Genomic DNA, 21,050 nt, shown 5'->3' with positions numbered 1-21,050 from the left:
CCTTCTGATTGCATATGCTTGTACATACAAGTAAATATGTGTGCGGACGAAACAACCGTACTCATTCAGAGGACCACCCGATGACCACCTTCCGTGACGTAAACATCCGCGCGCCCCGTGGCACCCAACTCACCGCCAAGAGCTGGCTGACCGAAGCCCCGCTGCGCATGCTGATGAACAACCTCGACCCCGAAGTGGCTGAGAACCCCAAGGAACTGGTGGTGTACGGTGGCATTGGCCGTGCCGCGCGTAACTGGGAGTGCTACGACCGCATCGTGGAAAGCCTGACCAACCTCGAAGCCGACGAAACGCTGCTGGTGCAATCGGGCAAGCCGGTCGGGGTGTTCAAGACCCACGCCAACGCCCCGCGCGTATTGATTGCAAACTCCAACCTGGTGCCGCACTGGGCGAATTGGGAGCACTTCAACGAACTGGATGCCAAGGGCCTGGCCATGTATGGCCAGATGACCGCTGGCAGCTGGATCTACATCGGCAGCCAAGGCATCGTACAGGGCACCTACGAAACCTTCGTGGAAGCTGGGCGCCAGCACTACGGCGGCAACCTCACCGGTAAATGGGTGCTCACTGCCGGCCTTGGCGGCATGGGCGGCGCGCAACCGCTGGCGGCTACTCTGGCCGGTGCCTGCTCCCTGAACATCGAGTGCCAGCAGAGCCGGATCGACTTCCGCCTCAAAACCCGCTACGTGGACGAGCAGGCCCACGACCTGGACGACGCGCTGGCCCGCATCCAGCGTTACACCAGCGAAGGCCGTGCCGTGTCCATCGCGCTGTGCGGCAATGCCGCGGACATCCTGCCAGAGCTGGTGCGTCGTGGTGTGCGCCCCGACATGGTCACCGATCAGACCAGCGCTCACGACCCGCTCAACGGCTACCTGCCTAAAGGCTGGACATGGGAAACCTACCGTAGCCGCGCCCAGCAAGAGCCTGCCGTGGTGGTGAAAGCCGCGCGCCAGTCCATGGCCGAGCACGTACGCGCCATGCTGGCGTTCCAGCAGATGGGCGTTCCGACGTTCGACTATGGCAACAACATTCGCCAGATGGCCAAGGAAGAGGGCGTGGAAAATGCCTTCGACTTCCCGGGCTTCGTGCCGGCGTATATCCGCCCGCTGTTCTGCCGCGGCGTAGGCCCCTTCCGTTGGGTTGCGCTCTCGGGCGACCCGCAAGACATCTACAAGACCGACGCCAAGGTGAAGGAGCTGATCCCGGACGATGCCCACCTGCACAACTGGCTGGACATGGCCCGCGAGCGCATCAGCTTCCAAGGCTTGCCGGCGCGCATTTGCTGGGTAGGCCTTGGGCAGCGAGCGAAGCTGGGCCTGGCCTTCAACGAAATGGTGCGCAGCGGTGAGCTGTCCGCCCCAGTGGTGATCGGCCGGGATCACCTGGACTCCGGCTCCGTGGCCAGCCCCAACCGGGAAACCGAGGCCATGCGCGATGGCTCCGACGCCGTTTCCGACTGGCCATTGCTCAACGCCCTGTTGAATACCGCGAGCGGCGCCACCTGGGTATCGCTGCACCACGGCGGCGGCGTAGGCATGGGCTTCTCGCAGCATTCGGGGATGGTGATCGTGTGCGACGGCACCGACGAAGCCGCCGAGCGCATCGCCCGCGTGCTGCATAACGACCCGGCCACCGGGGTAATGCGCCATGCCGACGCCGGCTACCCGATTGCCATCGAATGCGCCCGTGAACAGGGCCTGAACCTGCCGATGATCGACCACAACTGACCAACCCCTGGAACATCCCCCAACGCTTGGAGACCTGGTATGCCGGTAGATACGCGAGACCTTGCACACACCCCGTTGATCGAACGGCGCTCCATCGACTACATACCAGACGCCGAGCGCCATGGCCGGCTGGGCAGCCAGTTCAGCCTGTGGCTGAGTGCCAACTTGCAGATCACCGCGATCGTGACCGGTGCGCTGGCGGTGGTGCTGGGGGGTGACGTGTTCTGGTCGCTGGTGGGTTTGCTGCTGGGGCAACTGCTCGGCGGCGCGGTGATGGCGTTGCATGCCGCCCAAGGCCCGCGCCTCGGGTTGCCGCAGATGATCTCCAGCCGCGTGCAGTTCGGGGTATACGGGGCAGTGATCCCGCTGGTGCTGGTGTGCCTGATGTACATCGGCTTCTCGGCCAGCGGTTCGGTGCTGGCCGGGCAAGCCGTGGCGCAACTGGCGGGCTTGGCGGACTGGCAAGGCATCTGCGTGTTCGCCGCGATCATCGTGTTGTTCACGGTATTCGGCTACCGGGTGATTCACCTGGTGGGCCGGGTGGCGAGTGTGTTGGGTGTGCTGGCGTTCGCTTACCTGTTCTACGCCTTGCTGGCAGGCAACGATATTTCGGCGCTGCTGGCCAACAAACACTTTTCCCTGAGCAGCTTTTTGCTGGCGGTGTCGTTGTCGGCCTCCTGGCAGATCGCGTTCGGCCCCTATGTAGCGGACTATTCACGCTACTTGCCGCGGTCCACTTCCATGGCCGGAACGTTCTGGGCGGTGGGCCTGGGTTCGGTGATCGGCGCTCAAGCCGCCATGGTGTTCGGGGTGTTTGCCGCCGCGTTGGCGGGCAAGGGTTTCGCGCATCATGAGGTTGCCTTCATCGTGGGCCTGGGCGGTACCGGTGCGGTGGCTGCGGCGCTGTACTTCAGCATCGCGTTTGGCAAGCTCACCATCACCATCCTCAATGCCTACGGCAGCTTCATGTCGATGGCGACCATTTTCACCGGCGTGTCCGGCCAGCGGCGAATCGGCGCAACCACCCGACTCGTATGCATCGTGGCGATGGTGGTGATTTCCACCAGCCTGGCGCTGCTGGGCAAGGACTCCTTCCTCAAGGACTTCTCGGCTTTCATTCTCTTCCTGCTGGCGTTCTTTACTCCCTGGAGCGCGATCAACCTTGTGGACTACTACTGCATCAGCAAAGAACGTTATGACCTGCCCGCGCTGAACGATCCGGCTGGGCGCTATGGCGCGTGGAACATTGTTGGCATCGCTGTGTACGTACTTGGCGTGGCGGTCCAGATGCCTTTCATTTCCACACACTTCTATACCGGGCCTTTGGTGGAGCCACTGGGAGATACCGATATTTCCTGGATCATCGGCCTGGTACTGCCGGCGTTGGTGTACTACTGGGCGGCCCGTCGCTGGCCGCGGCCGGTGCCGGCGCAACTGGTGCTGCCGGCCGATAGCGAACCTGGCACGGGGCAAGGTTTCAGCCAGGCCCATACGGTTTGAGCCGCTGCGCTACGTGGGGTGTCCTAGGCTGGTGATAACACCATGACGAGCACTGCCTATGTTCCCCGACAGCCTTACGTTTTCCATCGCCGATGGGGTGAACGCCTGGGTCGACCAGTTGGTCGGCCGTTATGGCGACACCCTTCGGCAGGTATCCGATTCCTTGCTGGCCGTGCTGGTAGGGCTCGAAAGCCTGCTACGTGCCACACCCTGGTGGGTGCTGCTGATCATCGTGGGTGCCTTGGCCTGGCATGCGAGCCGCCGCTGGTATGTGGCCGCCCTGATGGCAGGGCTGCTGTTTCTGGTGGGCGCAGTAGGGCTGTGGGACAAATTGCTGCAAACCCTTGCCTTGGTGCTGGTTGCCACTGTTCTGGCTGTTCTAATGGGGGTGCCGCTGGGCATGTTCGCCGCTCGTTCACGCCGTTTGCGCGCGGTATTGCTGCCCTTGCTCGACGTGATGCAAACGCTGCCAAGCTTTGTGTACCTGATCCCGGTGCTGATGCTGTTCGGCCTGGGCAAGGTGCCGGCAATCTTCGCCACGGTGGTGTACGCCATTGCGCCGGTGATCCGCCTTACCGACCTGGGCATACGGCAGGTGGATCGGGAGATCATGGAAGCGGCCAACGCTTTCGGTGCCAGCCCTTGGCAGCAGTTGATCGGGGTACAGTTGCCGCTGGCGTTGCCCAGCATCATGGCGGGTATCAACCAGACCACCATGATGGCGCTGTCCATGGTGGTCATTGCTTCCATGATCGGGGCGCGCGGGCTTGGCGAAGATGTGCTGGCAGGCATCCAGACGCTGAACGTAGGCAAGGGCCTGGAAGCCGGCCTTGCCATCGTCGCGCTGGCGATCGTGATCGACCGCATCACCCAGGCGTATGGGCAGCCCCGGCGGAGGGCTGGCAAATGAGCGCGATCGAGCTGCGTCACGTGACCAAGGTGTTCGGGCGACATCCCGAGCGCGCCCTCACATTGCTGGATCAAGGCGCGGAAAAAAGCCGAATTCTCAGCGAAACCGGCTGCGTGGTAGGTGTGGCGGACGTCTCTCTGAGCATTGAGGCCGGCGAAGTGTTCGTGATCATGGGCCTGTCCGGCTCGGGCAAGTCCACGCTGGTGCGGCACCTGAACCGATTGATCGATCCCTCCCGTGGCGAGGTGATCGTCAAGGGGGAAAACGTGCTCGGCTATGGGCCCGGCCGCCTGCGTGAATTCCGCCGTCGCGACGTGAGCATGGTGTTCCAGAGCTTCGGCCTGCTGCCTCACAAGAACGTGCTGGACAACGTGGCCTACGGGCTTCGTTTACGGGGCGACTCGCCAGGCGAAAGCCGTGAACGTGCGCGGCACTGGATCGGCCAGGTTGGGCTGGACGGCTACGCCGAACACTGGCCCGAGCAGTTGTCTGGCGGCATGCGCCAGCGCGTAGGCCTGGCCAGGGCGCTAGCCACCGATACGCCCATCCTGCTGCTGGACGAGGCCTTCAGCGCACTGGACCCGCTGATTCGCAGCGACCTGCAGGAGCAACTGCGGGACCTGCAGGCGCGCCTGCGCAAAACCATCGTGTTCATCACCCATGACCTGGACGAAGCGCTGCGCCTGGGCGACCGGATTGCCATCCTGCGCGATGGCCGGTTGGTTCAAGTCGGCGCGCCGCAACACATTCTGCAGCACCCCGCCGACGAGTACGTCAGCCGATTTGTTCAGCGCCGCGTGCGCGAGATTGGAGATTGATATGCCAACCCTTTGGCACAACTGCCATGCAGCGACCCTCGCCGAGGGCCGCTACTCGATTATCGAAGATGCCGCCATCCTCACCGATGGCGGGCTGATCCAGTGGGTCGGGCCCCACGCCGATGCGCCGCGCGAGGCTGCGGCGCAGCTGGTAGACCTGCAAGGGCGCTGGGTAACGCCGGGCCTTGTGGATTGCCATACTCACCTCGTTTACGGCGGCAATCGCAGCGGTGAGTTCGAGCAGCGCTTGCAGGGCGTGAGCTACGCCGAGATTGCGGCCAGCGGTGGCGGGATCGCCAACACCGTGCGGGCTACCCGGGCGGCCAGCGAAGAAGCGTTGTTCGACAGTGCCCGCCGCCGTCTGGCCTGCCTTCAACGGGAAGGCGTGACCACGGTGGAGATCAAGTCCGGCTACGGCCTGGATCTGGCCAGCGAGCGCAAGATGCTGCGGGTGATTCGCCGCCTGGGCGCTGAGTTGCCCGTCACCACACGCGCCACTTGCCTTGCCGCCCATGCGGTGCCCGATGAATACAAAGACAACGCCGAAGGCTACATCGGCTACGTGTGTAATGAGTTGCTGCCTGCGCTGGCCAGCGAGGGGCTGGTGGACGCCGTGGATGCGTTCTGCGAGTACCTGGCGTTTTCCCCAGCGCAGGTCGAGCAGGTGTTCCAGACGGCCGCGCGGCTGGGCTTGCCGGTGAAACTGCATGCCGAACAGCTGTCCTCGTTGGGAGGCTCGAGCCTGGCGGCGCGGTACCAGGCCCTGTCAGCGGACCACCTGGAGTTCATGACCGAGACGGATGCCGCGGCCATGGCTGCGGCAGGCACAGTGGCCGTATTGTTGCCCGGCGCTTTCTACTTCCTTCGGGAAACTCAATTGCCACCGATGCAGGCATTGCACGATCACGGAGTGGCTATCGCCATTTCCACCGACAGCAATCCCGGCACCTCGCCCACGCTTTCGTTGCGCCTGATGATGAACATGGCCTGCACGTTGTTCCGCCTTACGCCCGAGCAGGCGCTGGCCGGCGTGACCCTGCACGCCGCGCGGGCGCTGGGCCTGGGTGGCAGCCATGGCTCACTGGAACCTGGCAAGGTTGCCGATTTCGTGGCCTGGGACATCGAGCGCCCGGCAGACCTGGCCTATTGGCTGGGCGGGGACCTGGATAAACGCATCATCCGCCATGGCGCGGAACTGACCTTCACGCAGGAACGCAGATGAACGACACCTACACCTTTACACAGGGCAGCGTGCCGCTGCTGATCAGCGCGCCCCATGCCGGCCTGCGCCTTGCGCCAGCAGTGGAGCAGGGCCTGGTCGAGCCCGCACGCAGCTTGCCCGATACCGACTGGCATATTCCGCGGCTGTACGATTTTGCCGGTGAGCTAGGGGCCAGCCTGCTGGTAGCCGAGTACTCCAGGTTTGTGATCGACCTGAACCGCCCGGACGACGACAAGCCGCTCTATGCCGGTGCTACTACTGGGCTTTACCCCGACACCTTGTTCGATGGCACGCCGTTGTTCCAGTCGGGCCGGGCGCCCTCTGCCGAAGAGCTCGCACGTTATCTGGAGGAGGTGTGGCGCCCTTACCACCAGCGGATCGCCCAGGAGCTGGCGCGCTTGCGGGAGGTTCATGGCTATGCGTTGTTGTGGGATGCCCATTCCATCTGCTCCCATGTGCCCCGGCTGTTCGACGGCAAGCTGCCGGATTTCAACCTTGGCACCTTCAACAATGCCAGCTGCGCCCCGGAGCTGGCCGAACGGCTGGCGCAGGTATGCGCTCAAGCAGCGGGCTATACGCATGTGCTCAATGGCCGTTTCAAGGGCGGTCACATCACCCGCCACTATGGCGCGCCGGCGAACAATATCCACGCTGTTCAGCTGGAACTGGGCCAGGCGACCTATATGAATGAGCAGCCGCCATTCGATTACCGCCCTGACCTGGCCGAGCCCACCCGCGCTGTGCTGCGCCGGCTGCTGGAAACCGCGCTGGCCTGGGGGCGGGAAACCTACCCGCGCACGTGGGAGCCGGCATAGCCGGCGAACCAAGGGCCAGAACAACCACCGAAGCGTTTAGACGAGCACATACAGCCGTTTCAGGTTTATGATGGCCCACGGCTGATCAAACCCTTACGGAGCGCCAGATGCTGACCCTGTATCCGCAGATCAAACCCTATGCACGGCACGATCTTGCCGTGGATGAACCGCATGTGCTGTACGTTGATGAGAGCGGTTCCCCCGAGGGTCTGCCGGTACTGTTCATCCATGGTGGCCCGGGTGCCGGCTGCGATGCGGCAAGCCGCTGCTATTTCGATCCCAACCTGTACCGTATCGTCACCTTCGACCAGCGTGGGTGTGGCCGCTCCACGCCGCATGCCAGCCTCGAGAACAACACAACCTGGGACTTGGTGCGTGACATCGAGCGCATTCGTGAGCACTTGGGCATCGACAAGTGGGTGCTGTTCGGAGGCTCCTGGGGGTCCACCCTGGCGCTGGCCTACGCCCAGGCCCATCCGGAGCGTGTGCACGGGCTGATCCTGCGCGGTATTTTCCTGTGCCGCCCTCAGGAGTTTCAGTGGTTCTACCAGAACGGCGCCAACCGCATGTTCCCGGATTACTGGCAGGATTACCTTGCGCCTATCCCGCACGAAGAGCGCGGCGACTTGCTCAAGGCCTTCCACAAGCGCCTCACCGGCAGCGACCAGATCGCCCAGATGCATGCCGCCAAGGCCTGGTCCATCTGGGAAGGGCGCACGGCTACCCTGCGGCCCAATCCGCTGGTGGTCGACCGTTTTTCCGAGCCGCAGCGCGCGCTGTCGATCGCAAGTATCGAAACCCACTATTTCATCAACAACGCCTTCCTGGAGCCGGACCAGCTCATCCGCGACGTGCACAAGATCGCTCACCTCCCGGCTGTGATCATTCACGGCCGCTACGACGTGATCTGCCCGTTGGATAACGCCTGGGAGCTGCATCAGGCCTGGCCCAACAGCGAGCTGAAGGTCATTCGGGACGCCGGCCATGCGGGCTCCGAGCCCGGCATCATCGATGCCCTCGTGCGCGCGGCCGACCAGATGGCCAGGCGCCTGCTGGACCTGCCCCTCGAAGAAGCATGAAGGGGCTGCTTCAGCGCGTGGCCAACGCGCGGGTCGAAGTGGCGGGCGAAGTTGTCGGTGCAATCGATCAGGGGCTGCTGGTGCTGATCGCCGTGGAGCCCGGGGACACGCCCGCGCAGGCGGATAAACTCCTGCACCGGCTGCTCAACTACCGGGTGTTCTGTGATGCCGAGGGCCGGATGAACCGCTCGCTCACTGACGTAACCGGCGGCCTGTTGCTCGTCTCCCAATTCACTCTCGCGGCGGACACCCGCAGCGGCCTGCGCCCGAGCTTCTCCACCGCAGCCCCTCCAGCGCTGGCGCGGGAGCTGTTCGACTACCTGCTGGAGCAGGCTCGGCACGCTCACCCGGCAACGCAAAGTGGCCGTTTTGGCGCCGACATGCAGGTTCATCTGGTAAATGACGGCCCGGTGACCTTCATGCTGCAGGCTTGAAACATCTCCGCCGCATGAAATTCCCGGCCGACGCGTGAAAAATCCAATTTTGTAGCAGAATTTCTTCCATGCCCCTGATGCGTTGTTACGCGGCGTGCTAGATAATCGCGCGCCGGGGGGGCAGAGGTTGCATCCCCGGTTTTGTTCTAAGTTGAGTGCTGGGCCGCCGCCGTTTAGGGAATCATTAAGCCCTTTTGGAGTCGGAACAATGCTCGCCAACCCGGCAACCGCAGCTGGTCGTTGGTTCAATATCTGTTTTTCGGCGAGGGTAGCTCGTGATTGCAAGTCCGTGTAACAAACCAAGAACAACCGGCAAACGCTTGCGCCAGGCCTTGATGGCAGGTTCCGCGCTGTTCTGCCTGTTTGGCGCTGGGCAGCTGTGGGCGTTCAGCCTCGACGACGTTGCCGCCAGGGCGAAGGACCTTGCCGGACAGAAATACGAAGCCCCCAAAAGCAACCTGCCTCCGCTGTTCCGCGACATGAAGTTCGCGGACTACCAGAAAATCCAGTTCCGCACCGACAAGGTGCAATGGGCTGACGAGAAGTCGCCGTTCAAGCTGTCGTTCTATCACCAGGGCATGCATTTCGACACACCGGTGAAAATCAACGAAGTGACCGCCACCACCGTCGATGAAATAAAGTACGACCCGCAGCGTTTCGACTTTGGCGACCTTCAGTTCGACCCCAAAAGCACCGAAAATCTGGGCTGGGCCGGCTTCCGGGTTCTGTACCCGCTGAACAAGTCGGACAAACAGGACGAGGTGATGACCCTCCTGGGTGCCAGCTACTTCCGCGTGATCGGCAAGGGCCAGAATTACGGCCTCTCCGCCCGTGGCCTGGCGATCGACACCGCCTTGCCGTCGGGTGAGGAATTCCCGCGCTTCACCGAGTTCTGGGTCGAGAAACCCAACCCCGAAGACAAGCAGCTGATCATTTATGCGCTGCTCGACTCGCCGCGCTCCACCGGCGCCTATCGGCTGGTGCTGCGCCCTGGTAGCGACAGCGTGGTAGACGTGCAGTCGCGCGTGTACCTGCGTGACCACGTAAGCCGCCTGGGCGTGGCCCCGCTGACCAGCATGTACCTGTTCGGCTCCAACCAGCCCTCCCGCGTGCTCAACTATCGTCGCGAACTTCACGACTCCAATGGCCTGTCGATCCATGCCGGTAACGGCGAGTGGATCTGGCGCCCGCTGAACAACCCCAAGCACCTGGGAATCAGCAGCTTCACCGTGGAAAACCCGCAAGGTTTCGGTTTGCTGCAGCGCGGGCGTGAATTCAGCCGCTACGAAGATCTGGACGACCGCTATGACCGTCGCCCAAGCGCGTGGATCGAACCCCGTGGCGATTGGGGCAAGGGCACCGTGGAACTGGTAGAAATCCCTACTGCCGACGAAACCAACGACAACATCGTTGCGTTCTGGAGCCCGGAAAAGATGCCGGAGCCAGGTCAGCCGCTCGAACATAACTACCGCATCCACTGGACCACCGACGAGTCCGAGCTGCATTCCAACGATATCGCCTGGGTCAAGCAGACCCTGCGCTCCACCGGTGACGTGAAACAGTCCAACCTGGTTCGCCAACCCGACGGCAGCCTGGCCTTCCTGATCGACTTCGAAGGGCCGAAGCTCAAATCGTTGCTGGACGACGCTGGCGTGCGCAGCCAGGTGAGCGTAAGCGACAACGCCGACCTCGTGGAAAACAGCGTGCGCTACAACCCGGAAACCCAGGGCTGGCGCCTGACCTTGCGGATCAAGGTGAAAGACGGCAGCAAGCCGGTGGAAATGCGCGCGGCACTGGTGCAGGACATGGTGCCGGTCGATCCACCGAAACCGGTTGCCGAAGTGAAGGCCGAAGAGCCTTCCCATGGGCACAAGAAAGGTGGCAAGCACGACAAGGCTGCCGCGCCTGCCGAGACCACGGCCGCAGCGGAGCCCGCGCCGCAACCTGCTGAACCGGTCAAGACTGAAGAAGTGTTGACTGAAACCTGGAGCTACCAGTTGCCTGCCGATGAGTAAGCCAACAGAACGACCCGAAACGCTCCCCGAGTACCTGGCGCACCTGCCATTGAGCGAGGAGCAGCGCAGTGAGCTGGCGCAGAGCGGCTCCTTCGCCGAACTGCACCAGCGTCTTTCCCGGCCCGATGGGGCCGAGATGGGCGCGCATGCCTCCGTGGGGCCTCGCCTCACGATCGGCTCTGCCGCAGACCTTGAACAGCATGAGATGCTGGACGTGGACGCCGCCGGCCGGGTTCGGTTGAAGGCTACCCCACCGATCCACCGCACTCGCATGGTGCCCGAGCCCTGGAAAACCAACATCGTCGCCCGTGGCTGGCGTCGGCTGCTGGGCAAGGGCACCCCGCCCCAGCCTACCGATGACCGCCGCGAATTGCCCAAGGCGCGTTGGCGCATGGTGGGTTCGATCCGCCGCTACATCCTGCTGGTGTTGATGCTGGGGCAAACCCTTGTCGCCGGCTATTACATGAAGGGCATCCTGCCGTATCAGGGCTGGGCCTTGGTCGATCTCGACGAAGTGGCCCATCAGCCGCTGCTGCAAACCGCGCAGCAGGTACTGCCGTATGTACTGCAAACGACCATCCTGATCCTGTTCGGCATCCTGTTCTGCTGGGTGTCGGCTGGGTTCTGGACCGCGCTCATGGGCTTCCTTGAGCTGCTGACCGGTCGGGACAAGTACCGCATCTCCGGTGCCAGTGCGGGTAACGAGCCCATCGAGCCGGGCGCACGCACCGCGCTGGTGATGCCTATCTGCAACGAAGACGTGCCCCGGGTGTTCGCCGGCCTGCGCGCTACCTTCGAGTCGGTGGCCGCTACCGGCGACCTGGACCGCTTCGATTTCTTCATCCTCAGCGACACCTACAGTGGTGACATCGCGGTGGCCGAGCAGCAAGCCTGGCTGGATGTGTGCCGCGAAACCAAGGGGTTCGGCAAGATCTTCTATCGCCGCCGGCGCCGTCGCGTCAAACGCAAAAGCGGTAACCTGGATGACTTCTGCCGCCGGTGGGGCAGCGACTACCGCTATATGGTGGTCTTGGACGCCGACAGCGTGATGAGCGGCGAATGCCTGACCTCCCTGGTACGGCTGATGGAAGCTACACCAGACGCCGGCATCATCCAGACCGCGCCCAAGGCATCGGGCATGGATACCCTCTATGCGCGGCTGCAACAGTTCGCTACCCGCGTGTACGGCCCGTTGTTCACTGCCGGCCTTCACTTCTGGCAGCTGGGTGAGTCCCACTATTGGGGCCACAACGCGATCATTCGAATGAAGCCTTTCATCGAGCACTGCGCATTGGCGCCGCTGCCCGGCAAAGGCGCGTTCTCGGGCTCCATCCTGTCTCACGACTTCGTGGAAGCCGCGTTGATGCGTCGCGCTGGCTGGGGCGTCTGGATTGCGTACGACCTGCCAGGCAGCTACGAAGAACTCCCGCCCAACCTGCTAGACGAGCTCAAGCGGGACCGACGGTGGTGCCACGGCAACCTGATGAACTTCCGGCTGTTCTTCGTCAAGGGCATGCACCCGGTACACCGGGCGGTATTCCTCACCGGGGTAATGTCGTACCTGTCTGCGCCGCTGTGGTTCTTCTTCCTGGTGCTGTCCACAGCGCTGCTGGCGGTGAACACCCTGATGGAGCCGACGTACTTCCTGGAGCCACGGCAGCTGTACCCGCTGTGGCCGCAGTGGCACCCGGACAAGGCAATTGCCCTGTTCTCGACCACCATCGTGCTGTTGTTCCTGCCCAAGCTGCTCAGCATCATCCTGATCTGGGCCAAAGGCGCGAAAGAGTACGGCGGGCGGATCAAGGTTACCTTGTCCATGCTGCTGGAAATGCTGTTCTCCATGCTGTTGGCGCCAGTACGGATGATCTTCCACACCCGTTTCGTCTTGGCCGCGTTCCTCGGCTGGGCGGCAACCTGGAACTCGCCGCAGCGCGATGACGACTCCACGCCATGGGGCGAGGCGGTGCGCCGTCATGGCCCGCAAACCCTGTTGGGCCTGGTGTGGGCGTTGCTGGTCGCGGCGCTGAACCCGAGCTTCCTGTGGTGGCTGGCGCCGATCGTGGTGTCGCTGATGCTGTCGATTCCGGTGTCGGTGATTTCCAGCCGCACCAACCTCGGCTTGCGTGCCAAGGACGAGAAGATGTTCCTGATTCCGGAGGAGTACAACCCGCCGCAGGAACTCGTTTCTACCGACGCCTATACCCATGAAAACCGCTGGCATGCGCTGCAGCAGGGCTTTGTGCGGGCAGTGGTCGATCCGCGTCAGAATGCGCTCGCTTGCGCACTGGCCACGGCGCGCCATGGGCACGCCAGGCCGGTTGAGGCCATGCGTGAAACCATGGTCGGCAAGGCGCTTCAGGGCGGCCCCGATTCACTGGACGGCAATGCCCGGTTGTACCTGCTGAGCGATCCGGTTGCGTTGAGCCGGCTGCACCAGCAGGTATGGGAAACCCGTAACGAGGCGTGGCTGGCCGCTTGGCGCGCTTCTGTCGCGGCAGACCCTCACGCACCCGCGCTACCGCTTCAGCCGGTTTTGAGCGGTACGTTGGCCAGCGCCTGATCCCACGAAAGGCAGGCCTCACAGCACGCTGTGAGGCCTGTGGGGGGCAACTGTCTTGAGCGGTTTCTTATGCCTTATTCGCGAGCTACGCCTGCGGCTCCGCCCGGCTCCTACACCCGCGCAGTTGGCCTGTAGGAAGCGGCGGGGCCGGCCACCCGGCGTAAGCTCGCGAACAAGGATGCTCGCCTAGAACAACCTTGCCAGCAGCGCCGTTACCGCCGTTTCTACTCGTAGTATGCGCTCACCCATCTGCACGGGCTTCAGCCCTGCCAGCTTGAGCAACTCCACTTCGTAGGGAATCCAGCCGCCTTCCGGGCCGATGGCCAGGGTGACGGGGCCTTCGATTGCGCGGGGGCAGGGTGGGAAATCCCCGGGGTGAGCGATCAACCCTTGGGTGCCGCTGACGATCGCGCCAAGCCGGTCCTCCACAAAGGGTTTGAAGCGCTTCTCGATGATCACTTCCGGCAGCACCGTATCCCGACCTTGCTCCAGGCCGAGCAGCAATTGCTCGCGAATGGCCTCAGGTTGCAGGAAGGGCGTTTGCCAGAAGCTTTTCTCTACCCGGTAACTGTTCACCAGGATCACCCGAGGTACGCCCAGCGTAGCAATCGTCTGGAATACACGGCGTAGCATCTTGGGCCGTGGCAGCGCCAATACCAGCGTAAGGGGCAGCTTGGCGGGCGGCGGGTGGTCGAACGCCACGCGCAGTTCTGCGCAGTTCGCGTCCAGTACGTCGATATGGCCCTCGCCCATGAGGCCGCCCAGGCGACCGACCCTCAACGTGTCGCCTACCTCGGCGCGATGTACTTCACGCATATGCGTAAGCCGGCGGCCAGTCAGCCGTACGCGGCCTTCGTCGATGAAGTCCGACGGTTCCAGAAGCAGCAAATTCATGAGCGGGTAGCGGGCGGCTGATCGTTGCGATCCTGGGCCTCGGCGGCCTCTTCGCTACGTTTACGGATCAAGGCACCAAACAGTACGCCCACTTCAAACAGCAGCCACATGGGTACTGCCAGCAGCGTCTGGGAGAAAATATCAGGCGGTGTAAGCACCATGCCCACCACGAAGCAGGCAATGATCACGTAGGGGCGCGCCTTTTTCAGCGCTTTCACGTCCACTACGCCGATCCACACCAGCAGTATCACCGCGACGGGAATTTCGAAGGCTACCCCGAACGCGAAGAATAGCGTCATCACGAAGTCGAGGTAGCTGGTGATGTCCGTCATCATGGCAACGCCGTCTGGCGTGGCCGCGGCGAAGAACTTGAACATCAGCGGGAAGACCACGAAGTACGCGAATGCCATGCCCGCATAGAACAGCAGAATGCTCGACACCAACAGCGGGATGGCGATGCGTTTCTCGTGGCGGTAAAGCCCCGGCGCCACGAACCCCCATACCTGGTGGAGAATCAACGGTATCGCCAGAAACAGCGACACAGTCATGGTGAGCTTGAACGGCGTAAGGAACGGCGAGGCCACATCCGTGGCAATCATGGTCGCCCCCGGTGGGAGATACGCCCGCAGTGGCGCCGATACCAGGGTGTAGATCTGCTGGGCAAAAGAAAACAGCCCGGCAAACACCACGAACACAACGGCAACGCAACGAAGCAAGCGGCTGCGCAACTCGGTCAGGTGGGACACCAGCGGCATGGGCTGGTCGTCTTCGGGTATTTCGCTCATGGTGCTGGGGTTGAATCCTGTGGAGGGCGCGGAGCCGGCTGTGGCTCGGTTTTCAGCGGCTCGGCGGGCGTGGGAGCAACTTCGCTGGTAGCAAGCCCGCTACTGATGCCGGTGCGTTCTACGCTGGCCGGGGCCGGGGCCGGGGCCGGAGGCTCGGCTTGCGCGGGCGGGTGGATCGAAGGCGAGGCCTGATTGGCCCCTTGCGGGTCGATCAGTTTGCGGGCTTCCTGCTCCAGCGAGAGGATGTGCTCGTTGTGCAATTGGCGGCGAATTTCGTCCGCGCCCAACTCCCGCTCGATCTCGGTCTTGATGGAATTGAAGCTGCGCTTTAGCCGGCCAATCCACAGCCCTGCAGTACGCGCGGCGCCGGGCAGGCGCTCGGGCCCAAGCACCAGCAGGGCTACAAGCCCTACCAGCAACAGCTCGCTGAAACTGATCCCGAACATGGCTCAGTCCCTGGTCGCGTCTTTCCGCACGGGTTCGTCCACACGCGTGTGCTGGCCATCGAGCGTGGTTGGCGGCGGCGTGATCGGGGAAGTGGCCTGCGGGTGCACGGGCTGCTGCGGCTCGCTGGGCTTTTCTTCATCGTTCATGGCCTTGCGAAAGCCCTTGATAGACTCGCCCACATCCGTACCCAGGTTTTTCAGCTTTTTGGTGCCGAATACCAGTACAACCACGATCAGAATGACGATCCAGTGTTTCCAGTCAAAGATACCCATGGGCAACTCCGTAAAAGAATGAGGTTCAGGCCGACGGCGTGCGGGCTGCTTTTTCCGCGTGGCCAGAGAGGCCGAAGCGGCGTTCGAGTTCATCCAGCACGGCCTGGGGGTGCTGACCCAGCGCCGCGAGCATTACCAGGCTATGGAACCATAGATCTGCGGTCTCATAGATGACATCGCTGCAGTCGCCGCTGCGCTCGGCGTCCTTGGCGGCGAGGATCGTTTCCACGGACTCTTCACCCACCTTCTCCAGAATTTTGTTCAAGCCCTTGTGGTAGAGGCTGGCAACGTAGGAGCTGTCTGCCGAAGCGCCCTTGCGGGACTCCAGCACCTCAGCCACGCGAGCGAGGGTGTCATTCATGGTTGTGCCCTTGATAGATGGCGGCGGGGTCTTTGAGAACCGGTTCGACGGTATTCCATGCGCCATTCTCGAACACCCGATAGAAGCAACTTTCGCGGCCGGTATGGCAGGCGATACCGCCCAGCTGCTCGACGGCCATCACGATGACGTCGGCGTCGCAGTCCAGACGAAGCTCATGCACCTTTTGCACATGGCCGGACTCCTCACCCTTGCGCCACAGCCGGTTGCGCGAGCGCGACCAGTAAATGGCGCGGTTTTCCTGCGCGGTAAGGGCCAGGGCCTCGCGGTTCATCCAGGCCATCATCAACACGCGCCCGGTTCGGTGATCCTGGGCGATGGCCGGTACCAGGCCGTCGTTGTTCCAGTTGATCTCGTCCAGCCAGTCTTTCATCGTTTGCTCCACCACGTGTTTCGCTAGTGTGCCAGCCTAGCCTGCCACTGGCTATCCACGCGCTATCAGATACACCCCACAGGCCAGCATTACCCAGGCCGGCCAGCCTTCGAGGCTGTTCAAGGTGCCGGCGGTGGAAGCCATTACCGCACCAGCCGCTAGCAGTACGCCACCCACTACCCGAAGCGCCATCTCTTCGCGGCGGCGGCGCCAGGGTGGGGGAGGGTCCTTGCGGTGCGGCTGGGACATGCGCTCCAGCAGGTCACGGGTCATGTTGGCCAGGTGCGGCAGTTGCTCGATCTGGGCCTGCACGTTGCCGAGCACCGTGCGCGGGCTCATCCGCTCACGCATCCACCGCTCCAGGAACGGCTGCGCGGTTGCCCACAGGTCCAGGTCCGGATACAGCTGACGGCCCAGGCCCTCGATGTTGAGGAGGGTTTTCTGCAGCAGCACCAGCTGCGGCTGCACTTCCATGTTGAAGCGGCGCGCGGTTTGGAACAGCCGCATCAATACCTGCCCGAAGGAAATGTCCTTCAGGGGTTTTTCGAAGATAGGCTCACACACGGTGCGGATCGCGGCCTCGAACTCGTTGAGCTTGGTTTCCGCCGGCACCCAGCCCGAATCGATGTGCAACTGCGCGACACGGCGATAATCGCGCTTGAAGAAGGCAAACAGGTTACGGGCCAGGTAATCCTGGTCCTCTGGCGTGAGGCTGCCTACGATGCCACAGTCGATAGCGATGTAGCGCGGGTCCCACGGGGCCACCGTGCTGACGAAGATATTGCCCGGATGCATGTCCGCATGGAAAAAGCTGTCCCGGAACACTTGGGTGAAGAAAATCTCGACGCCTCGTTCCGCCAGCAGTTTCATATCCGTACGCTGGTCGGCCAAGGTCGCCAGGTCGTTGACCTGAATGCCGTAGATGCGCTCCATCACCAACACTTTCGGCCGGCACCAGTCCCAGTAGATCTGGGGCACGTACAACAGGTCGGAGTCTTCGAAGTTGCGCCGCAGTTGGCTGGCGTTGGCGGCCTCGCGCAACAGGTCCAGCTCGTCGTAGATGGTTTTCTCGTAGTCGGCCACCACGTCGATCGGGTGCAGCAGGCGGGCATCGGCGGACACGCGCTCGGCCAGGCGCGCCAGAATGAACAGCCAGGCGATGTCCTGGCTGATGATCGGGCGCAAGCCTGGCCGCACCACCTTGACCACCACTTCCTCGCCGGTTTTCAGCCGTGCCGCGTGCACCTGCGCTACAGAGGCCGAGGCCATGGGCTCGACGTCGAAGCGGCTGAACACGCTGGTGATCTTCATGCCCAGCTGGGCTTCGATCAATTGCATGGACTGCTGCGGGTCGAAGGGCGGCACCCGGTCCTGAAGCATCATCAGCTCGTCGGCGATGTCTTCGGGCAGCAGGTCACGGCGGGTGGAAAGGATTTGCCCGAACTTGATGAAGATCGGGCCCAGGTCCTGCAGCGCCAGGCGCAGGCAGGCACCGCGGCTGAGCTGGCGGTTGCTGCGCGGGAACCAGCGCCACGGCATGCCAAAACGCAGGATGCGCAGCCACCAGGGCAACGGCAGTGCGAGCAGAAGGTCATCGAGGCGGAAACGGATGGCAACGCGCAGGATGCGGAACAAACGAAGTACGGCGGCGAGCAGCTTCATGCGTTATCGCTGGCTTCAAGGGTTCGGAGCAGGCGGTCGAAACGCGCTTGCAGGCGGTCGGTGTCGAGCTTGAGCTGATCGAGCTCGCGCAGGCGCGCCTCGGCTTCTCGCTTTCCGACCAGGGTTCGGGTTTCTTCGTTCAAGTAATCGGAGAGCGTGGCCAACATCCGCGCACTGCCCCGTTGGGCCCATTGGGCGCGCAAACGCACATGCCCGCCCAGCAAGGCCGCCGGTACGGGGCCCAGCCAGCGGGAAATTTCGTATTCCCAGTCCAGTTCCAGGCCTTGCAGTATGGCCGCCAGTTCGGTCAGCGCGGCGCTGTCACCGCTGAGCGAAACCTCGGGCGCGTGCAACACACGGGTTTTGTCCTTGCGCAGGGCCAGCTGCATCAGCGTGCCCAGCGGGGCTCGAAGTGTGCAGCTCGCGGGCGCTTCCCAGTGGCGGGCAAGGGTAAGCCCCGCAGGGCCAGGTATCAGATAGAGGCGCTGCCGCGGCTGGGCGCAGTCCACCAGGATGACCTGGCCGGCCAGGCGCCCCAGCCGTGGCAGCGCAGTGCTGTCCAGCCGCAAGGTGGCATTGAGCCCGGCCTCGATCGCAGCCAGCAGGCCATCGGTCAACATCAGGGTTTGATGCCCCGGTGCAAGGCAACGATACCGGAAGTCATGTTGTGATAGGTCACGCGGTCGAAGCCGGCATCTACCATCATGGCCTTGAGGGTTTCCTGGTCGGGGTGCATGCGGATCGACTCTGCCAGGTAGCGATAGCTCTCGGCGTCGTTGGCGATCAGCTTGCCCATCAGCGGCATGAAGGCAAACGAATAGGCATCGTAGGCCTTGGACATCACCTTGCTGGTGGGCTTGGAGAACTCCAGCACCAGCAGCCGCCCGCCCGGCTTGAGCACGCGCAGCATCGAGCGCAGGGCGTCTTCCTTGTGGGTCACGTTGCGCAGGCCGAAGGCGATGGTCACGCAATCGAAGTGATTGTCGGGGAAGGGCAGCTTTTCAGCGTCGGCCTGCACGAACTGCACATTGCCCGCCACGCCCAGGTCCAGCAGGCGGTCACGCCCGACCTTGAGCATCGAGGCGTTGATGTCGGCCAACACCACTTCGCCGGTAGGGCCCACCAGCTGGGAAAACCTGCGAGTGAGGTCGCCCGTACCACCGGCAATGTCCAGTACCCGGTTGCCCATGCGCACGCCGGACAACTCGATGGTAAAGCGCTTCCACAGGCGGTGCATGCCACCGGAAAGCAGGTCGTTCATCACATCGTATTTGGCCGCCACCGAGTGGAACACTTCCGCGACCTTTTTCGCCTTCTGGCTCTCGGGAACGTTCTGATAGCCGAAGTGAGTGGTGGGTTCGGCATCGCTGCCTTTGCGCTGATCGTTCATATCGCTGTCACCGGAAAAATTACCGGCCATTCTAATAGGCCGGGGCGGCATTTGTCTTGGCGTATGGAACATGTCGACAACCGCGTTAATATATCGGCCATTTTTCTGCGATCGAGGTCTTTCATGAGCCATATTCGGGTAGAACGCAAGCATCAGCTGGGCAAAGAGGTGGCGAAGGAAAAAGCCGAGCGCCTTGTGGAGAAGCTGGTTTCCAAATACGACATGAGCGCCGAATGGAATGGCGATGTGGTGGAGCTCAAGCGCAGTGGCATCACAGGCCAGGTAGCGGTAGGCGACGATAACGTGGTGGTGGACCTGAAGCTGGGCATGATGTTGTCAATGATGAGCGGGATGATCGAATCCGAGATCGACCGGGCGCTGGACAAGGCCCTCGCCTGACCCCGTTTCGCTTCTAGGAAGACCTTTCTAATTTTTGCTTCTACCCTCGGACGTGACATGCCGCCTTCCTGGCGGCGTGTGTCGCGCGGCTGTGCGGTGCGCGTTTCTCCATCTTCGGAAAACGAGGGCAACTGATGGCTACCCTGACGCTGAGAAAGAAAGTGCACATTCCTACCGAGCCTCTCGAGCATGCCGGCAAAGAGGCACGGTCCTACATGCGCAAGGTGTGGTTGGCAGGCCTGGGCGCTTATAGCCGCCTCGGCCGTGAGGGCCTGGATTATCTGCGCGAGCTGATCCGTGCTGGCGAGGACGTTGAAGCCGAAGGCAAGCAGCTGTTCGACCGCAAGTTGCGCACCGCCAATACCCAGATCGACGAAGTGACCGACGAATTGTTCGAAGCCGGCAATCGGCTGGAACATCAGGCAAGCCGTCTGGAACGGGCCTTCGACGCACGCGTGGCCGGTGCGCTTCACCGCATCGGCATTCCTTCGCGTCAGGACGTGGAACGATTGTCCGCCAAACTCGACCAATTGCAGGTGCTGGTGGAATACGCCGCCCGCAAGCAATAAGGAGCGCCTCATGGCTAGCAAAAAGAAAGTAGAGAAGGAAGCCGCTTCGTGGGTTGGCGGCATCGAGAAATACTCCCGGCAAATCTGGCTGGCGGGGCTGGGGGCATACGCCAAGATCAGCACGGACGGCAACAAGCTGTTCGACAGCCTGGTGAAGGAAGGCGAAAGCGCCGAGAAACAGGCACGTGGCGAAATGGACAAGCAGGTGGACACGGTCAAGGCCACCACTCGCTCGAAGGTGGGTGGGGTCAAAGACAAGGCCCTGGGTAAATGGGGCGAACTCGAAGAGGCGTTCGACAAGCGGCTGAACAGCGCGATTTCCCGCCTTGGCGTGCCCAGCCGGAACGAGGTGGCCGCGCTCAACGCGAAAGTGGACCTGCTGATGCGTGAGCTGGAGCGTCTGACCGGCGCCACGGTGCCGCAGGCCCAGGCGGCACTTCAGGCGCCGGATGACCTTGCCACCAAGCCATTGGCCAGCGCCACACGCCGGGCCAACGCCAGCAAGCCTTCGACGGCGAAGGCCAGCAAGCCTGCTGGCTCGGCTACCTCTACCAAAGCCGCGGCCAAAACCACGGTGAACAAGGCGAGCAAGGCGGGCGCCAAGGCAGTGGGCGAAGCGGCATCCACGGCCAAGGCAGCGACTGCAGCAGCAGAGAAGAAGCCCCGCGCACGCAAGCCCGCAGCCAAGGCAAGCACGGCCAGCAGCGCCAACTCGGCGAACCCGGCTTCGTCGCCCGCTACGGCTCCGGCGGCCGAACCCGCAACGCCTGCCTGAGCAC

General features: G+C 62.9%; 22 protein-coding genes. 13 read left to right on the top strand and 9 right to left on the bottom strand.

From position 1 onward, the window contains the following. Positions 1-80 precede the first annotated feature (80 nt). The 10 genes from hutU to mdoH all read left to right on the top strand — a co-directional run bounded on the left by hutU (position 81) and on the right by mdoH (position 13,101). A complete protein-coding gene (hutU, locus tag AC3Z8Y_RS23065; protein WP_490087714.1) occupies positions 81-1,748 on the top strand; it encodes a urocanate hydratase in 1,668 nt (555 codons plus the stop codon). Between the two features lie 39 nt (positions 1,749-1,787). After that, positions 1,788-3,248, top strand: coding sequence for a purine-cytosine permease family protein (locus tag AC3Z8Y_RS23060; RefSeq protein ID WP_490087713.1), 1,461 nt, complete (start codon positions 1,788-1,790; stop codon positions 3,246-3,248). Between the two features lie 58 nt (positions 3,249-3,306). After that, on the top strand, positions 3,307-4,158 hold the full coding sequence (locus tag AC3Z8Y_RS23055; protein ID WP_490087712.1) for an ABC transporter permease: 852 nt from the start codon (positions 3,307-3,309) through the stop codon (positions 4,156-4,158). After that, positions 4,155-4,976: a quaternary amine ABC transporter ATP-binding protein gene (locus AC3Z8Y_RS23050; RefSeq protein WP_490087711.1), complete on the top strand. Its 822-nt coding sequence runs from the start codon at positions 4,155-4,157 to the stop codon at positions 4,974-4,976. The genes AC3Z8Y_RS23055 and AC3Z8Y_RS23050 overlap by 4 nt, the downstream gene beginning before the upstream one ends. 1 nt (position 4,977) lies before the next feature. Continuing rightward, entirely contained in the window at positions 4,978-6,198 is a 1,221-nt protein-coding gene (gene hutI, locus AC3Z8Y_RS23045) for an imidazolonepropionase (RefSeq protein ID WP_490087710.1), read from the top strand. Then, the gene (gene hutG / locus AC3Z8Y_RS23040; protein WP_490087709.1) at positions 6,195-7,013 is read left to right on the top strand and encodes an N-formylglutamate deformylase; all 819 of its coding nucleotides are present in this window, start codon (positions 6,195-6,197) and stop codon (positions 7,011-7,013) included. The genes hutI and hutG overlap by 4 nt, the downstream gene beginning before the upstream one ends. Before the next feature lie 107 nt (positions 7,014-7,120). Further along, on the top strand, positions 7,121-8,092 hold the full coding sequence (gene pip, locus AC3Z8Y_RS23035) for a prolyl aminopeptidase (protein WP_490087708.1): 972 nt from the start codon (positions 7,121-7,123) through the stop codon (positions 8,090-8,092). After that, positions 8,089-8,526, top strand: a complete 438-nt coding sequence (gene dtd, locus AC3Z8Y_RS23030) for a D-aminoacyl-tRNA deacylase (RefSeq protein WP_490087707.1) — start codon at positions 8,089-8,091, stop codon at positions 8,524-8,526. The genes pip and dtd overlap by 4 nt, the downstream gene beginning before the upstream one ends. A 275-nt stretch (positions 8,527-8,801) precedes the next feature. Then, positions 8,802-10,541: a glucan biosynthesis protein G gene (locus tag AC3Z8Y_RS23025; protein WP_490087706.1), complete on the top strand. Its 1,740-nt coding sequence runs from the start codon at positions 8,802-8,804 to the stop codon at positions 10,539-10,541. Next, complete coding sequence (mdoH, locus tag AC3Z8Y_RS23020) at positions 10,534-13,101, top strand: glucans biosynthesis glucosyltransferase MdoH (protein ID WP_490087705.1); 2,568 nt, start codon at positions 10,534-10,536, stop codon at positions 13,099-13,101. Before AC3Z8Y_RS23025 ends, mdoH begins: the two co-directional genes overlap by 8 nt. A 186-nt stretch (positions 13,102-13,287) precedes the next feature. Here mdoH and AC3Z8Y_RS23015 read toward each other — a convergent pair whose 3' ends face one another. From AC3Z8Y_RS23015 to ubiE, 9 genes are read right to left on the bottom strand one after another with little or no spacing between them, the layout of a single operon-like run. Next, entirely contained in the window at positions 13,288-13,995 is a 708-nt protein-coding gene (locus tag AC3Z8Y_RS23015; protein ID WP_490087704.1) for a 16S rRNA (uracil(1498)-N(3))-methyltransferase, read from the bottom strand. After that, positions 13,992-14,780, bottom strand: coding sequence for a twin-arginine translocase subunit TatC (tatC, locus tag AC3Z8Y_RS23010; protein ID WP_181110916.1), 789 nt, complete (start codon positions 14,778-14,780; stop codon positions 13,992-13,994). Before tatC ends, AC3Z8Y_RS23015 begins: the two co-directional genes overlap by 4 nt. After that, complete coding sequence (tatB, locus tag AC3Z8Y_RS23005; protein ID WP_490087703.1) at positions 14,777-15,226, bottom strand: Sec-independent protein translocase protein TatB; 450 nt, start codon at positions 15,224-15,226, stop codon at positions 14,777-14,779. Before tatB ends, tatC begins: the two co-directional genes overlap by 4 nt. 3 nt (positions 15,227-15,229) lie before the next feature. After that, complete coding sequence (locus tag AC3Z8Y_RS23000) at positions 15,230-15,499, bottom strand: twin-arginine translocase TatA/TatE family subunit (protein ID WP_181110914.1); 270 nt, start codon at positions 15,497-15,499, stop codon at positions 15,230-15,232. Positions 15,500-15,524: 25 nt separating this feature from the next. Next, a complete protein-coding gene (locus tag AC3Z8Y_RS22995; RefSeq protein WP_121782595.1) occupies positions 15,525-15,860 on the bottom strand; it encodes a phosphoribosyl-ATP diphosphatase in 336 nt (111 codons plus the stop codon). Next, positions 15,853-16,251: a phosphoribosyl-AMP cyclohydrolase gene (gene hisI / locus AC3Z8Y_RS22990; RefSeq protein WP_490087702.1), complete on the bottom strand. Its 399-nt coding sequence runs from the start codon at positions 16,249-16,251 to the stop codon at positions 15,853-15,855. The genes AC3Z8Y_RS22995 and hisI overlap by 8 nt, the downstream gene beginning before the upstream one ends. Before the next feature lie 51 nt (positions 16,252-16,302). Beyond that, positions 16,303-17,913, bottom strand: coding sequence for a ubiquinone biosynthesis regulatory protein kinase UbiB (gene ubiB / locus AC3Z8Y_RS22985; protein ID WP_490087701.1), 1,611 nt, complete (start codon positions 17,911-17,913; stop codon positions 16,303-16,305). Continuing rightward, positions 17,910-18,533 carry a ubiquinone biosynthesis accessory factor UbiJ gene (locus tag AC3Z8Y_RS22980; protein ID WP_490087700.1) on the bottom strand — a complete coding sequence of 208 codons (624 nt, stop codon included), beginning with the start codon at positions 18,531-18,533 and terminating at the stop codon, positions 17,910-17,912. The genes ubiB and AC3Z8Y_RS22980 overlap by 4 nt, the downstream gene beginning before the upstream one ends. After that, positions 18,533-19,303, bottom strand: a complete 771-nt coding sequence (gene ubiE / locus AC3Z8Y_RS22975; protein WP_490087699.1) for a bifunctional demethylmenaquinone methyltransferase/2-methoxy-6-polyprenyl-1,4-benzoquinol methylase UbiE — start codon at positions 19,301-19,303, stop codon at positions 18,533-18,535. Before ubiE ends, AC3Z8Y_RS22980 begins: the two co-directional genes overlap by 1 nt. Before the next feature lie 123 nt (positions 19,304-19,426). Between ubiE and AC3Z8Y_RS22970 the strand changes: the two genes are divergently transcribed. The 3 genes from AC3Z8Y_RS22970 to AC3Z8Y_RS22960 all read left to right on the top strand — a co-directional run bounded on the left by AC3Z8Y_RS22970 (position 19,427) and on the right by AC3Z8Y_RS22960 (position 21,046). Next, positions 19,427-19,702: a polyhydroxyalkanoic acid system family protein gene (locus AC3Z8Y_RS22970; RefSeq protein WP_181110909.1), complete on the top strand. Its 276-nt coding sequence runs from the start codon at positions 19,427-19,429 to the stop codon at positions 19,700-19,702. A 134-nt stretch (positions 19,703-19,836) separates the two neighbouring features. Beyond that, entirely contained in the window at positions 19,837-20,271 is a 435-nt protein-coding gene (locus tag AC3Z8Y_RS22965; RefSeq protein ID WP_490087698.1) for a phasin family protein, read from the top strand. A 10-nt stretch (positions 20,272-20,281) separates the two neighbouring features. Beyond that, entirely contained in the window at positions 20,282-21,046 is a 765-nt protein-coding gene (locus AC3Z8Y_RS22960) for a phasin family protein (protein WP_490087697.1), read from the top strand. The last annotated feature ends 4 nt before the right edge of the window (positions 21,047-21,050 follow it).

This window comes from Pseudomonas sp. 3MAES_34.3B (assembly GCF_058145875.1).
This window is presented reverse-complemented; position numbering and strand designations above follow the sequence as displayed.